This window comes from Marinobacter sp. G11, from assembly GCF_021282325.1.
Classification (GTDB): Bacteria; Pseudomonadota; Gammaproteobacteria; order Pseudomonadales; family Oleiphilaceae; genus Marinobacter; species Marinobacter vinifirmus.
The window spans coordinates 1-1,657 of sequence record NZ_JAJSPB010000086.1; the positions used below are offsets into that span (position 1 = coordinate 1).

Consider the following 1,657-nt stretch of genomic DNA (forward strand, 5'->3'; position numbering starts at 1 on the left):
CCCCCCTCTGGCAGGATAGTTGGCACTACTTAATTTTTAACCAGTTGGGCGGTTCAGGTGTTGATAGTGCCTCGTTATTCCGAAGAACGTAAAGCCTCCGTGCTGGCGAAGTTGTCGCCGCCCCATAGTATGACCGTAGCCGCTTTGGCGCGGCAGGAAGGCATTTCGGATCAAACCCTTTACAATTGGCGGACACAAGCCAGAGAAGAGGGGCGTCCGGTGCCGGGTTCCAAAGCCAAGTCAGATCAGTGGTCAGCAGAAGCAAAGCTGGCAACCGTGATTGAGACAGCCGCACTGTCCGAAGAAGAACTCAGCCAGTACTGCCGGGAAAAAGGGCTTTACCCTGAGCAAGTCCGGCGCTGGAAAGAAGAATCCCTGCAAGGCTTCCAGCGCAGTGCCGAGCGGGAAAAGCAACTTCGCAAAAAGAGTCAGTCAGACCAGAAGCAGATCAAGAAGCTTGAGCGTGAATTGCGCCACAAGGAAAAGGCTCTGGCCGAAACCGCTGCACTGCTGGTGCTGCGAAAAAAGCTGGATGCGCTCTGGGAAAACGACAACGAGGACGACTAACCTCGGTCCCTGAGCGCAGGGTAATGATCAACCTGATTCAGGAAGCCATGAGCGCCGGAGCCCGGCTGTTCAAGGCCTGTGGAGAAGCTGGCATTGGCTTACGTACCTATCGCCGCTGGTTCCGCGAAGGCGAGGTACAGCCCGATAAACGCCCGGAAGCTGTGCGCCCCAGGCCGGCAAACAAACTCAGTGAAGCAGAGCGCCAGCAAATTCTGTCGACCTGTAATTCGGCTCGTTATGAAAGCCTGCCGCCGTCCCAAATCGTGCCATCGCTGATGGACGAGGGGCTGTACCTGGCCTCGGAGTCGTCGTTCTACCGGATACTCAAAGCCCACAACCAGTTGAACCATCGGGGACAAAGCCTTGCACCGCAGCGATCCCGGGAAGCGACCACGCATCATGCCTCCGGCCCGTGTGAGGTGTGGTGCTGGGACATTACCTACTGCGCTTCAACCGTGCGTGGGCAGTTCTATTACTTGTACATGTTTGAAGACGTATACAGCCGCAAGATCGTGGGTTACGAAGTCTACGAGACTGAGAGCGGCGACTACGCTGCCGGGCTGTTGCAACGTTGCCTGCTGCGAGAGCAGTGCCTCCACCGGCCTCTGGTGCTGCACTCGGATAACGGAGCCCCGATGAAGGCGCAGACGATGAAAGCAAAGCTGGAAGAACTGGGTGTCCTGCCGTCTTACAGCCGACCGCGGGTCAGCAACGACAACGCGTTCTCGGAGTCCCTGTTCCGGACTCTGAAATACCGCCCGGGATGGCCTTCATCGGGATTTAACAGCCTGGAGGAAGCCCGGCGCTGGGTCGACCGCTTCGTCAACTGGTACAACCATGAACACAAGCACAGCAAGCTGCGGTTCGTAACACCGCATGAGCGCCACAGTGGTGAGGACGCCGCTATCCTCGCCCAGCGTCAGCGGGTTCTGGAGCAGGCAAAAAAGAGAACTCCAGGCCGATGGGGCCGTCGCCCCATCAGGAATTGTGAGCCCGTCGGCTCAACCACGTTGAACCCGGAAAAACGAGTGGTAGAGAAAGACGTCGCTTAAACAGAGAAATCAGTGCCAACTGTCTTGAAAAACACCGA

Annotated in this window: 1 protein-coding gene; it reads left to right on the top strand. The window is 57.3% G+C overall.

Annotated features, from left to right (window positions below; genetic code table 11):
* Positions 1 to 66 precede the first annotated feature (66 nt).
* Positions 67 to 1,619, top strand: a protein-coding gene (locus LWH94_RS19090; protein WP_232903296.1) for an IS3 family transposase whose coding sequence is annotated in 2 segments (ribosomal slippage) — positions 67 to 535 and positions 535 to 1,619 — 1,554 coding nt in all. Because the reading frame shifts where the segments join, the coding sequence is not laid out codon by codon here.
* Positions 1,620 to 1,657 lie beyond the last annotated feature (38 nt).